This is a genomic window from Bacillus sp. DU-106, assembly GCF_004799705.1.
In the GTDB taxonomy this organism is placed as follows: Bacteria; Bacillota; Bacilli; order Bacillales; family Bacillaceae_G; genus Bacillus_A; species Bacillus_A cereus.
Genome location: NZ_CP026607.1, coordinates 2,236,501 through 2,249,213 on the forward strand (window position 1 = coordinate 2,236,501; position 12,713 = coordinate 2,249,213).

The window sequence follows — 12,713 nt, forward strand, 5'->3', positions numbered from 1 at the left end:
TTTCTTTATAAATATAAAGGAAAAATTTGTAGAATATTTTCATTATTTAACAGAATAATCTTTCAATTATAAAGAAAAAGAAATACAATATGAGGAAGTATATATAAATAATATGATAGGGGATGCGATATTTTGAATGAAGTAACAGTTTTTATATAAGAAATAATTAGGCAGACAGAACAGAGATATTTGGGAGGAAACAAGCGAGATGAAAACATTTTTGAAAATAATAGGTGTTATAGCTGGTATGGCGGTAATCGGAGTGGGTTTAACATATGGTATGCTGCATTATTTAAATAATAGTAAACCAGCTGCGAAAAAGGCATCACCAGCTGCTCCAGCAGTAGAAGTATTAGCTGATAGTAACGTAAAAGCAGAAGATGCAAAGATTTTAGAAAATGGCAATTATTCATTGCCAAATAGTGGTTTTAATAAAAATTTTAAATGGACAGATGAGAACATACAGACAGCATTACATGAAATGGCACATCAAAAAGCGAAAGCTGATCAAAAGTGGGGCTATATTTTTATTACACAAGAGCGGATTGAAAGCTTAATTGATATTGTAAAGAGTAATGATCTTGTGCAGGGAAGTACATATGTAGAAATTTTAGAACGATGGAAACAAGGGAAATATGAAAAGGTTGATGGGGATCACAATAAGATTTGGAAATTACAAAGTGGGAATTTAGGAGAAGGAAAAGGAGTAATGTCGGAAGCTGAGCAAAAAGAATTAATTAATCAATTGTTTATGAACAAAGGTACATATTCAGGTAGTAAATTAATTGCAGGTGGGGGACAGACTAATAAATAGTATACTAATTAATGAAAGAGAGTAATTGCTTATTAGGCAATTACTCTTTTTATATGTACGTCTTAATATTTTAGTCTCGTTCAAGTAAGGAAAGAAACGACTGTAACACCGGGGAAATCCATCTAGATTTATGATAGATTACATGACTTTGAATAACTGTTGGAGTTTCGATAGGCTGAAAACATAGTTGTTCTTTTTGACAACTTTCTTGTACAACGATATAAGGAAGAATTGAAATGCCTAACTCACACATAACGGATTGTTTAATGACTTCAACATTGGAAGTTTCAAATGTTTTAGCTGGAATATTTCCGCTTTGACGTAAAAAACGATCTACCATTGTCCTATAGCCGCAGCTTTGTTCTGTAAAAATGAACTGGGTTTCCTGTAATAACTGGAATGGATTTGTATGTGCAGCGGAATAAGCTGGTAAAATCCATCCAAATGTTTCATTACTAAAAGTACGCGTAATAAAATCATTATGTTCTATACTTTCTCCAATTATGAAGACAACGTCTGTTTCTCCTTCACGTAATTTTTGTAATGCTTGTTCATTTGTGTTCGTTTCAAGTACGATATTTACTTTCGGATTTTTCTGTTTGTAAGTACGTAATAATTGTGGTAATCGGTATACCGCTAATGATTCATTAGATGTAATACTTAATGTACCTTCTAAATAATCTGTATTTTGGGGGATTTCTTGCGCTTTTTCATATATTGAAAGTAATTCTAATGCATAAGGATGAAATTGATGACCGGCTTTTGTAAGTAGCACTTTTTTCCCTAACCGATCGAAAAGAGGAATATGTAAATCGTTCTCTAAAGCTTTCATATGTGCTGTAACAGTAGATTGCGCATAACCTAGTGCGTGCGCAGCTTTAGAAAAATTACCATACTTCACAATGGCGCAAAATGTTTTAACATGTCTCATTTCCATAAGCGATCCCTCTTTTATTATCATGATTTGTGAATGATTATATCATGTATTTTAATTTTCCAAATGATTAAATTCTGTATAAAATGAAATTGTAGAAATATTCATTCAGGTGATATTGGAGGAGAAAAGATGATCAAAAAGGGCTATCATGTAGCTGTTGTTGGGGCTACAGGTGCGGTAGGGCAAAAAATTATTGAACTGTTAGAGAATGAAATGAAGTTTAATATAGTTGAAGTTACATTGCTTTCGTCAAAACGATCCGCTGGTAAGAAAGTAAGATTCAAAGGACGAGAGATAATTATACAAGAGGCAAAAACAACTAGCTTTGAAGGTGTAGATATTGCCTTTTTTAGCGCTGGGGGAGAAGTATCTAGACAATTTGTAACTCATGCAGTTTCTAGTGGTGCGATTGTAATTGATAACACAAGTGAGTACCGAATGGCACAAGGTGTACCGCTCGTTGTTCCGGAAGTGAATGCGCACACTTTAAAACAGCATAAAGGTATCATTGCAGTTCCAAATTGTTCAGCACTACAGATGGTAACAGCACTTCAGCCGATTCGAAAATCATTTGGTTTAGAAAGAATTATCGTTTCAACATATCAAGCTGTATCGGGTTCTGGCATTCATGCGATTCATGAATTACGAGAGCAGGCTAAGTCTATACTTGCAGGTGAAGAAGTGAAGAGTGATATATTACCGGTGAAAAATGATAAAAAACATTATCCAATAGCATTTAATGTACTGCCTCAAGTAGATATATTTACAGACAATGATTTTACTTTTGAAGAAGTCAAAATGATTCAAGAAACGAAGAAAATATTAGAAGATGAAAACTTGAAAATGGCAGCTACTTGTGTACGTGTTCCAGTTGTATCGGGGCATTCAGAATCGGTTTATATAGAACTGGAAAAAGAAGCAAGCGTTGCGGAAATCAAGGGAATACTAATGGATGCACCAGGTGTTATTTTGCAGGATAACCCTAGTGAACAGCTGTATCCAATGCCATTATATGCAGAAGGGAAAATAGATACATTTGTCGGAAGAATACGTAAAGATCCTGATACGCCAAACGGATTCCACCTCTGGATTGTTTCCGATAACCTATTAAAAGGTGCGGCTTGGAATTCAGTTCAAATTGCAGAGACTTTAGTGGAAAAGGGGATACTTTAATATAGTTTAAAAAACTGGGGAATCGTTAATGACTCCCCAGTTTGTATTTCATAATTGTTTTCTTTATTTCGGCCGACTTTAATTAAAATTAGTCGTTATTGAATTTTTATAAATGTCTACTTTATGTGCAGTGAAGCGTAAGGTTTTTGATTCTGCATGAATTGTAAGATTAATAATAATCGATAACGGCATTTCGACCGTTTTCACAATATCTTCTATAGCAATATACTCATTTTTTGCTTCCTTATAATAAACAACAGAACGAATTACGGCCTCGTCACCTTCAATATCAATTTCACACATCATAGGGAATTTTTCACCATTATGTAAGAATAATTCGCCTAGTACGATTGAACCGTTTAATTCTTCTGTAAAATTAGTAGTTGCCGCTGGTTTTACCCATGTTTCGTCATGTTCTTCGTTTTCCTCTTCATCTATTCCCCATTCCCCATTCCCAAATGGGGTTTTGTTTTAGGTCCTCAATAGTTAATTTATCAATTGGTTTGCAACTACTCATACATAAATTCTCCTTTTATTTTGATAAATAAGTTTTTTGATTTCATGAATTAGATGATTGCTTATAAGTGGGTTTAACAAAGTATTTTGCTCATTTGATATCCAAACTACTTTATTTTGAAATAAAGCTATTACAGCAATATTAACAAAACTTTAATTGTCTAGTAAATAATTATTAGTGGAGATATTAAAATGGGATGGTGTTAAAGAAAGATAGTAAAAAACATCAAGGATGAATGAAATCCATTTGGTACGATATGGATATATCCAATGTGAGGGGGAGTTTGATGTATCAAGTAAAGGGGTATTTTTCATCATTAAAAGGAAGTTATTATGAGATTGGAAAGCAACAAGGGGAATTCGTGAAACAAAATCCGTATCTCATCCCGCAATTTATACACGAAGAAAATGTAATATCTAATAACCATTGGACAGAATCGAGAAATATACTAAACAAACATTGTCCAGGCATAAATGAAGAAATTGAGGGGTTTTGTGAAGTGTTAAAAATTCCTTCAAAAAATATGATGTATTACTATCAAACACTATTGAAAGCAGGTTGTAGTCATTGTGCAGTATTACCTAAAAAGACCGATTTAGAGCACACATATGTATTAAGGAATTATGATTTGTCACCAGTAATAGATGATATGCGTTTTTGTTCAACTCATGTTGAAGGTGCGTATGCACATAGTGGCTTTTCTACTCAATATTTTGGCCGAACGGAAGGGATAAACGAGCATGGATTAGCTGTTACATTTTCAGCATGTGGTCAACCAGTAGGAAATATTGCAGGTTTAAGAAAGCCAATGGTGAGTGGTTTACAATGTTTTGCGGTAATTCGATTGTTGTTGGAGAAATGTAAAAATGTGCAGGAAGCTAAGTTACTAATAGAAGAAATCCCAATTGCTAGTAATATTAATTTAATAATAGCTGATCCTTTAAATGCAGCATATATTGAAATATTTGACGGTCATAAATCCACAAGAATGATTGATGATGAAAAACAAGCTTTTATTGTATCAACAAACCATGCAGTTAGTTCATCAATTCAGAAATTAAATAATAGGAAATTAGAACAATCAACAAAGAGATATTACCTTTTACATGAGCATTTAAATAGATGTGAACAAGTAAGCATAGAGTCTTTAAAAAAGTTAGTAGAAGAAGAATATCCTGCTGGACTTACTGTGCATAACTATGAAGAATGGTTTGGAACTTTACATTCTGTATTATTCGATTTACATGATCGTACAATGAAGATTTGTTTCGGATCACCACTTTTAAACGACTGGTATTCATTGAAAGTTGGAGGAAGTATGCCGTTTTCTGAGGTGAACGTGAACTTTAAAAATAAAACTTATACTGACTTTTGGAAGGAAGATAAGAATGAATTGATACCTAAAAGATAAATGGGATAAGATGGTGATGTAAAGAGTGCATTTATACTGGAGGGATTATCAATACTAAAGGTTATGTTACCATTTGTTCTTATCTTTTTTCTTGTCATTGCGATGTATATTGCTTATCAAAAGAGAAAAAAGTCTGGGATAAAAGGATTGAAAAGTGCGGTAACTTCTATTTGCTTCTTTTCACTTGCAATCTTAAATATGTTTGCATATTGGTTTCATTTTGGCGGTGCTTTTACTTGGTAATTTTCAATTGTATTATTGCTAGTTGGTGCATATTTTACTAAATATATTCCAATATCTAAAAAGGTACATTAAAGTTTATAAGAGTTAAATATAATGTTTACTTTGTTTTGAAAAGAGATTATTCTACTAAATTGTTGTGAAACGGTTTCATAGGATAATCTCTTTTGTTTAGTTTTGGAAAGAACGTACTGTGATTTTTAGTTGCTCAATAAATTCTCGAGTTGCAGCACACATATATTTATCTTTTCTATAAATTAGCCCTATTTCAATTATTGGAGTAGGGTTTTCTATTTTAATAGCTTGAATGTTTTTATTTTGTAAAAAGTCTATATATGGTTTGGGTAACACTGTAATTCCCATTCCTTTGGAAACCATTTGGATTAAAGATTCCATCGTACTAATTTCTAAAATTGGCCTTGGTTTAAAGTTTAACTTTTGACAATGAGATGTAATTAGTTCGGTTAAAAAGAAATTTTTAGGTAAAAGAATTAAAGGGTAGTTCTGTAATTCAGCAATAGATACATGATTACGTTCAGCTAATCGATGACCAGTGGGCACGACCAATGTAAGATCGCTTTTGTATAGAGGGATGGAGATAATCTCTTTATCTTGCACCGGGAGAAATGTAATTCCAATATCTAGTTCGTTTTGTAATAATTTTTCACGAATATCTCCTGTACGAAGCCCTAATACAGAAAGCTCTATATTAGGATATAAATTATTAAAATTTAAAATAGCTGGTGGTAGTAAATAATTTACGACGGTTAACAAAGCCCCTATTGTTAAGGAACCTTGCTGTAATCCGTTTAGGTCTTGAATAGCTGAACGAGCTTGTTCGACTTCATGAAAAATGGTTTTACTATGTGATAATAAAACCTTCCCTGCTTCAGTTAAAGATATTTTTTTACCAATTCGATCGAAAAGTGGCATTCCTACTTCATGCTCTAATGCACGTATTTGTTGACTTAGTGAAGGCTGTGAAATATTTAATTTCTCAGCTGCTTTTGTGAAATGTAATTCTTTTGAAACAGCTAAAAAGTATTCAAGTTGTCGTAATTCGATTGGAATCACCTCAAGTATAATAATAGGTTATACCTATCATTATTATATAAATAATTGAATTGAACAATGATTTTAGAGGTTTTATAATCATCTTTATATAACAGAGAGGTTTGTAAAAATTAATCGAGAGAAAATACATGTAACACCTTTAAAGGAGGAAATAGAATGGCTAATGAATATCAATTATTATCTTTAAATATAGGATTACCAAAAGAGGTTACATACGGCGGAAAAGTAATTCATACAGGCATAAATAAGAAACAAGTAAAGGAACCGGTATATTTATCCTTTGTAAAATTTAATGGGGATGGACAAGCTGACTTAGTTCATCATGGAGGAGTAGATAAAGCAGTTTGTGTTTATACTGGTGATCACTATCCATATTGGGAAAAAGAATTGAATCAAGATTTTGTATATGGGGCTTTCGGAGAAAATATAACAGTTAGTGGTATGCGCGAAGAGGATGTTTGTATTGGTGATACGTTTGAGCTAGGACAGGCAATCGTACAGGTAACACAACCAAGGCAACCTTGTTTTAAATTAGCAAAAAAATATAATATTCCAAAGTTACCACTATATTTTCAAGAAACAGGATATACAGGATTTTATTTTCGTGTATTAAAAGAAGGATGGGTATCATCAGTCGATACCTTAAAAAAACTACAGTCTGATCAAAAAGGTGTTTCAGTAGCGTTTGCTAATCGTATCATGCATAAGGAAAAACAAAATATTGAAGGGGTAAAAAGGATATTAGAAGTAAATGCACTTTCATGTAGTTGGAGAAAGTCTTTTGAAAAGCGTATAAGTGGAGAAGAAATTAATACGAAGGAAAGACTTGAAGGAATAAAAGACTAAAAATATTTTATTATAAATAGTGTATTTCTATTAGTAAAAGCTAATTAGAAAGCGCTATTTTTGTATAATAAACTAATTAATATCCAAAAATCTTAATATCGTTTTATTCGACTTATTTTCAAATAGTCAAAACATAAAATTAATTAGACTTTTTTTTTATGTTTTGTGATAGTATATTGATTGGTAAGACCTCTATTTTTAAGAGTAGGTCATATAAGTATATCTAATTTAATGGAATTTAACATTTGGAGGTACAACATGGGGAATGTTGAAAAATTGGCAAGTCTTCTAATAGAAGAACCGAAAAGAGAGCAGTTATTTCCTTTATTTGAAGAAGTGTTTGGAATTACAACTCAAACATTGAATGATTTTTCGGATAAAGGATATTGGGATGATACATATAAAGCTTTATCATTTTTACAAGAAGATAAAGTGATTGCAAATGTTGCGGCATTTTCACTCCCATTATTAATTAATGGTGAAAAAATAAATGCAGCGGGTATTCAATCAGTAATGACACACCCTAATTTTCGTAGACAAGGGTTAATGACACAATTAATGGGTAAAATGATAGAAGAAATCGATAAGAAATGTGAATGTGCATTATTGTTTACGGAAAACCCTGAACTATATACAGCATTTGGATTTAAAGTTGTGCAGGAATATTTGATGACTATACCATATGATAAAAATATTAATAATAACGATTCACTACTTAAAAAGTTAGATTACTATAATATAGAGAATAGACAGTTAATACATGAAACTATTGATAGTAGCCAAAGACTTTCAAATAGTTTTTCAACTTTAAACTTCCATCCTTCATTTTATTTGAATATGTATGATTCGGAATGGAATGAGAAATTGTATTATTCAGAGAAACTAGATGCTCTAATCGTTTATGAAGTAGAAAATGAAAAGTTGAAATTATTTGGAGTATTTGCGCCAGTACTTCCGGTTTTAGATGAATTATGTGGAGAAATCAATGAAAGGTTTACGGAAATCGAATTTTATTTTTCTCCGGATCAATTAGGGGTTGAGGAAGTACAGTTTACAGAAGTACAGTCTAGCAAGTATTTAATGGTTCGAAGTGATAAAGAGTTAGATTTTAAAGGTTATAAATTCCCAGTATTAGCGGAGTTTTAAATGTCTATATAAATGCTTTATTATGGAGGAGCTATGAATATATCGTATATACCAGAACATATTGAGCAACTCACTATAATGAATGTACCTGAATACTATAAAATTAATGATAATCATGCGTTTATTGTCCGTTCGAAAGCAGAAACTGATTTTTGGCTAAAAACACATTATGGTTTTGAAGTAATGAATGGTCATGTATTTTATAATGAGATGATGACAGACTTTCAAGCTGAAGTTCAGTTACGTATGAATCCAAATTCAAAATTCGATCAAGCAGGTCTTTTTGTTATGATTTCGGAGAACTGTTGGCTAAAAACATCTTTAGAATATATCCCCGAAGGGCCATCTCACTTAGGTGCTGTCGTAACGAATAATGGATATTCTGATTGGTCAACGCAAGATTATCCAACTGAAGCAGCTAAGCAACAACTGCGTTTTCGAATTATTCGAAAACGCGGTGATTATACAATATATGTGAAAAAGAGACATCAATGGGAACAAATAAGAATCGCTCATTTAATGGAGGATATAGGAAATGAGCCTATTAAAATAGGTTTTTACACGTGTAGTCCTTCTAAAAATAAGGGATTTGAGACTGAGTTTTTACATTTTACAATTGAAGAATTATAGATGAAAAACCGTATTCTTTTCATTAAGAATGCGGTTTTTGTATTTACATAATATAAAGCATATGTATTGACCAGAAAGTCATTAATACTTATCATTTAATAATGTTAAATATTAATTTACATAATATAATAGAAGTAATGAAGAAATTACAAAAAATATCGCTTAAATAAGGAGGGATATGAATTATTCAGTGGTAATTTCATGGGAAAAGGAGACTATGTATGAAATCATTTCGTAAGTTATTACAGTATTTAAAACCATACATGTTCTTCGCTATTATTGGACCGCTATTTATGGTACTTGAGGTTGCGATGGACTTAATTCAACCGACTATTATGCAACATATCATTGATGTTGGGATTGCAAATCGGGATTTAAATTATGTAATAAAAATGGGGCTTCTTATGATAGGAGCAGCAGCACTCGGTTTAGTTGGAGGGCTTGGGTGTATGATGTATTCTACAAAAGCAGCTGTTAATTTCGCTACTGACATACGAAAAGATGTGTTTGCGAAAATAGAAACATTTTCTAGTAATAATCGTGATTCATTTGGAACAGGTAAATTATTAACGATCGTGACGAATGATATCACTTCCATTCAATCAGCAATGACGATGACATTACGTGTTCTCGTTCGTGGTCCGCTGTTATTTATCGGAAGTATAATTATTGTTTTTGTAACAGCAAGAGAGTTATTTCCAATATTACTTGTAGTTGTTCCGATTTTATTACTTGCGATTATTTTAATTGCAAGTAAAGCAAGTGGTACATTTAAAAAGGTGCAAGAGGCATTGGACAAAGTGAATACAAAGTTACAAGAAAATTTATCTGGTGTACGTGTTATAAAAGCGTATGTAAGACAAAAATATGAAATCGCTCAATTTGGAAGTGTAAATACAAATTTAACGAAGATAAATATTCGAGCTGTGCAGCTTATTTCTTTAATGATGCCAATCATTATGCTAGTTGTAAGTGGCGGGATTGTCGCAACATTATGGATTGGTGGAGAAAAAGTATTCAATGGAACGCTTCAAGTAGGAGCGATTTTGGCATTTATTAATTACTTGAATATCATTTTAATGTCACTTATGTCGATTAGCATGGTATTTATTCAAATTGCGAGAGCTTTTCCATCTGCGGATCGTGTACAGCAAGTGTTAAATACCGAGGTTGATATAATAAGCGAAGCGAATGCAATCGAACCTGAGAAAATCGAGGGGAATATCGAATTTAAAAATGTTAGTTATAGCTATACGAAAAATAATGAATACGTTTTAAAAGATATTTCGTTTAACATACAAAAAGGTGAAAAAGTAGGGATTATTGGATCAACTGGAAGTGGTAAATCTACCTTAGCGAAACTGTTACCACGTCTATATGATGTGGATCAAGGTGAAATATGTATAGATGGAATAGATGTTAAAACATATGATTTGCAAAAACTCCGTGCTTCAATAGGGTTTGTACCTCAGAAGGCTTTGTTGTTCTCAGGTAGTATAGAAGAGAATTTACGTTATGGTAAAGAAAATGCAACACATGATGAGCTGGAAGTAGCAGCTGCATCAGCTTGTGCGACTGAGTTTATCAATAAGCTGGAAGAATCTTATCAATATAATTTAACACAAGGTGCGACAAATCTATCAGGTGGACAAAAACAACGTGTATCAATTGCAAGGGCACTTGTGAGAAAACCACCGATTCTCATATTAGATGATTCTACATCAGCAGTTGATGCAAAATCAGAGGCTACTATTCAAACAGCTTTAAAAACAAAATATAAAGGCACAACGACTTTATTAATCGCGTCCAAAATTTCTTCCATAATGGATGCGGATAAAATACTTGTATTAGATAATGGTGAATTAGTTGGCAATGGTACACATGAACAATTGTTAGAACGAAGTGAGGTTTATCAGGAAATTTATCTTTCCCAAGGTGGTAATTTGCATAAAGAAGGTGGGGAAGAACATGCGTAATTTTCAAGGGCAATTTGCTAATAAAGGTGGACGAAACACGCCAAAGATGGGGAAAGCTAAAAATGCTCAAGGAACTGTAATGCGGATATGGAACTATATGGGCTATCAAAAAGCTGCTCTTATGTTTGTTATATTTCTAGTCGTTGTTACTACTTTACTTGGATTATTAGGTCCCTATTTTATGGGGGTCATTATTGATCAATATATTGTACCGAAAGATTTAAGTGGTACAGCAAGAATGTGTATGTTACTTATCGCAATTTACGGTGTAACTGTACTTTTAACATGGTTACAAACATTTGTCATGATTAACGTTGCATTAAAAACAATTCAAAAAATACGACAAGATATTTTTGAGAAAATCCAAACGCTTTCTTTACGGTTCTTTGATGTGCGTTCCCAAGGTGATTTAATGAGCCGTGTGACAAATGATATAGATAATTTGAATCAAGCTTTGACACAAAGTGTTGTACAAATTATTTCATCAGCGTTAACTTTTATAGGTGTAACGATTGCGATGTTCGCTTTAAATTGGATTTTAGCAATTGTAACTTTAATTACAGTACCTATTATGTTTTACGTTACAAAAAAACTAGTTGCATATAGTGGTAAAAACTTTGCGAAGCGTCAAAAAGATTTAGGTGAATTAAATGGATTTATTGAGGAAGCAATTACAGGTGCGGATGTTACAACGTTGTACGGAAAAGAAAAAGAAACTGTACAAAATTTCAATAAAATTAATGAACAGCTAAGAGTTTCAGCTACGAAGGCTGATACATTTTCAGCTTTTATTTTTCCAAGTATGAACTTTATTAATAATTTAGGTATGGGCCTTGTCATTGGGACTGGATCAGTTATGGTCTTAAACGGAATGACAACAGTAGGAGTTATTGCGGCTTTTATTAATTATTCTCGTCAATTCTCAAGACCGCTAAGTCAATTTGCGACTTTAATGAATACAATTCAAGCGGCAGTTGCTGGTGGAGAACGTGTTTTTGAAATTATGGATGAGGTACCAGAAATTCAAAATAAAAAAGACGCATTCGTTGTACAAAATTTACAAGGGCATGTTGCACTTGAGAATGTTTCATTTGGCTACGCAGAAAATAAAACGATTTTAAAAGAAGTGAGTCTTAAAGCGCAGCCAGGAGAGACAATTGCTTTAGTTGGTCCGACTGGATCAGGGAAAACAACAATCATTAATTTATTAACTCGCTTTTACGATATACAGCAAGGACAAATTCATATTGATGGAAAAGATATAAAAGATTATGATATTAATTCTTTACGAAGTAAAATAGGAGTAGTTTTACAGGATACGTATTTATTTGCTGGTTCGATTATGGATAATATCCGTTATGGACGCTTAGATGCTACTGATGAAGAAGTTATCACTGCAGCTAAGGCAGCATCTGCACATTCTTTTATTAAGCATTTGCCAAATCAATATGAAACAGAAATTACTTCAGAAGGATCGAATTTAAGTCAAGGACAAAAACAACTTCTAGCGATTGCACGAGCAATTTTAGCAGATGCAGATATATTAATTCTCGATGAAGCGACATCAAATATTGATACAAGAACAGAATTACAAATACAAGCAGGACTAAATAATTTAATGAGAGGTCGCACAAGTTTTGTGATCGCTCATCGACTTAAAACAATTGAAAAAGCAGATCAAATTCTTGTTATAAAAGATGGAAATATTTTAGAAAGAGGGAATCATGAATCTCTCATGGAAGATAGAGGGTTTTATTTTGATTTGTATACGAGCCAGTTTAAAATATAGTAAAAGCATTGATATGTTGCGGTTTCTCTTGAGAGGAGAAACCGTATTTTTATATTTGTAAATGTTACTATTCGAATGGTCTTTCACTACATATTTTAACAGCATCCCCTTGTATTCTAGGAAAAACATGTGAATAACGATTTAATGTTATGAACATATC

Annotated in this window: 10 protein-coding genes and 2 pseudogenes; 9 read left to right on the forward strand and 3 right to left on the reverse strand. The window is 32.5% G+C overall.

The annotated features are described in order from the left end of the window. The first annotated feature begins 208 nt into the window (after window positions 1-208). The gene (locus C3Y97_RS11535) at window positions 209-814 is read left to right on the forward strand and encodes a PRK06770 family protein (protein ID WP_000846977.1); all 606 of its coding nucleotides are present in this window, start codon (window positions 209-211) and stop codon (window positions 812-814) included. A 70-nt stretch (window positions 815-884) separates the two neighbouring features. Here the strand turns inward: C3Y97_RS11535 and C3Y97_RS11540 are convergent, their stop codons facing one another. Then, window positions 885-1,751 carry a LysR family transcriptional regulator gene (locus C3Y97_RS11540; RefSeq protein ID WP_000425899.1) on the reverse strand — a complete coding sequence of 289 codons (867 nt, stop codon included), beginning with the start codon at window positions 1,749-1,751 and terminating at the stop codon, window positions 885-887. A gap of 129 nt (window positions 1,752-1,880) precedes the next feature. Here C3Y97_RS11540 and C3Y97_RS11545 point away from each other — a divergent pair, with 129 nt between their 5' ends. Beyond that, window positions 1,881-2,924 carry an aspartate-semialdehyde dehydrogenase gene (locus C3Y97_RS11545; RefSeq protein WP_000591712.1) on the forward strand — a complete coding sequence of 348 codons (1,044 nt, stop codon included), beginning with the start codon at window positions 1,881-1,883 and terminating at the stop codon, window positions 2,922-2,924. 78 nt (window positions 2,925-3,002) lie between these two features. Here the strand turns inward: C3Y97_RS11545 and C3Y97_RS11550 are convergent. Continuing rightward, window positions 3,003-3,441 (reverse strand): annotated as a pseudogene (locus tag C3Y97_RS11550) (hypothetical protein). Window positions 3,442-3,727: 286 nt separating this feature from the next. Here C3Y97_RS11550 and C3Y97_RS11555 point away from each other — a divergent pair. Both C3Y97_RS11555 and C3Y97_RS11560 read left to right on the forward strand, forming a co-directional pair. Further along, a complete protein-coding gene (locus C3Y97_RS11555; protein ID WP_121868315.1) occupies window positions 3,728-4,852 on the forward strand; it encodes a C45 family autoproteolytic acyltransferase/hydrolase in 1,125 nt (374 codons plus the stop codon). A gap of 63 nt (window positions 4,853-4,915) precedes the next feature. Next, window positions 4,916-5,167: pseudogene (locus C3Y97_RS11560) on the forward strand (hypothetical protein). Between the two features lie 96 nt (window positions 5,168-5,263). On the opposite strand, the gene C3Y97_RS11565 reads toward C3Y97_RS11560, so the two are convergent. Next, window positions 5,264-6,166 carry a LysR family transcriptional regulator gene (locus C3Y97_RS11565; RefSeq protein ID WP_000612248.1) on the reverse strand — a complete coding sequence of 301 codons (903 nt, stop codon included), beginning with the start codon at window positions 6,164-6,166 and terminating at the stop codon, window positions 5,264-5,266. A 156-nt stretch (window positions 6,167-6,322) separates the two neighbouring features. On the opposite strand from C3Y97_RS11565, the gene C3Y97_RS11570 reads away from it, so the two are divergent. From C3Y97_RS11570 to C3Y97_RS11590, 5 genes are all read left to right on the forward strand, one after another. Continuing rightward, window positions 6,323-7,012 (forward strand): MOSC domain-containing protein, encoded by a 690-nt coding sequence (locus tag C3Y97_RS11570; protein WP_136363380.1) that lies wholly within the window; start codon window positions 6,323-6,325, stop codon window positions 7,010-7,012. Between the two features lie 258 nt (window positions 7,013-7,270). Then, window positions 7,271-8,158, forward strand: a complete 888-nt coding sequence (locus tag C3Y97_RS11575) for a GNAT family N-acetyltransferase (protein WP_000528674.1) — start codon at window positions 7,271-7,273, stop codon at window positions 8,156-8,158. A gap of 33 nt (window positions 8,159-8,191) precedes the next feature. Next, a complete protein-coding gene (locus C3Y97_RS11580) occupies window positions 8,192-8,788 on the forward strand; it encodes a DUF1349 domain-containing protein (RefSeq protein ID WP_001027672.1) in 597 nt (198 codons plus the stop codon). A gap of 221 nt (window positions 8,789-9,009) precedes the next feature. Beyond that, window positions 9,010-10,764 (forward strand): ABC transporter ATP-binding protein, encoded by a 1,755-nt coding sequence (locus tag C3Y97_RS11585; RefSeq protein WP_000834783.1) that lies wholly within the window; start codon window positions 9,010-9,012, stop codon window positions 10,762-10,764. Further along, a complete protein-coding gene (locus C3Y97_RS11590) occupies window positions 10,757-12,553 on the forward strand; it encodes an ABC transporter ATP-binding protein (RefSeq protein WP_025689613.1) in 1,797 nt (598 codons plus the stop codon). Before C3Y97_RS11585 ends, C3Y97_RS11590 begins: the two co-directional genes overlap by 8 nt. The last annotated feature ends 160 nt before the right edge of the window (window positions 12,554-12,713 follow it).